Genomic DNA, 617 nt, shown 5'->3' with positions numbered 1-617 from the left:
GTCTAATAGTTCACGCTTCTATCCCTCGTTCATTGTTCTTACTTGGTGCATTTTGTACCATGCCAAAAGCCTATTTCTCCATGATTGGAGAAGTTTTTTATGTAAGTGAATGGACCATACTTTCCTCATGCTTCTAAGCTTTACCAGCGTTAAAAAAATTAGTCTTATCTCATGTTTATCTTTTGTGCTTGCTGCATGTGGTAGTGGGAGTTCTGACGTTGTTCCACTAAGTGATGAGGTTGAAGCGCCGGTACGTCAAGCAGATCTTAGCCTTAACGTGAATGTTGTAAAAGGTCCTATGGCCGGGGCAAGAGTAAACTTCTACAAGGTTGATTTAGAAGAGGGGGCTTTTGGCGAACTAACAAATGCTTTCGAGTATTTTATTGATCAGTTATACGATTGGGGTGTTCGTTATAACGATGGAAATATTGAGTTTACGACGCTATCTGACGGAGAGGTATATAGTTTACTGCAGCAGCTAGCGGCTCGTGATGCTTTAGTTGGTGAGATACATCAGTTGGTTTCTAATGTTAATGCGGCTAATTCTGTCGTGGATGAAGAAACGATCCTTAATGATTTCATTAGTAACGAGACTAATGCGTATCACAGACAGTACG

General features: G+C 40.7%; 1 protein-coding gene. It reads left to right on the top strand.

Annotated features, from left to right (window positions below):
- Positions 1 to 109: 109 nt before the first annotated feature.
- A partial coding sequence (locus tag A3739_RS08615) for a hypothetical protein (RefSeq protein WP_156502491.1) occupies positions 110 to 617 on the top strand: 508 nt, incomplete at its 3' end.

This window comes from Oleiphilus sp. HI0067, assembly GCF_001635735.1.
This window is presented reverse-complemented; position numbering and strand designations above follow the sequence as displayed.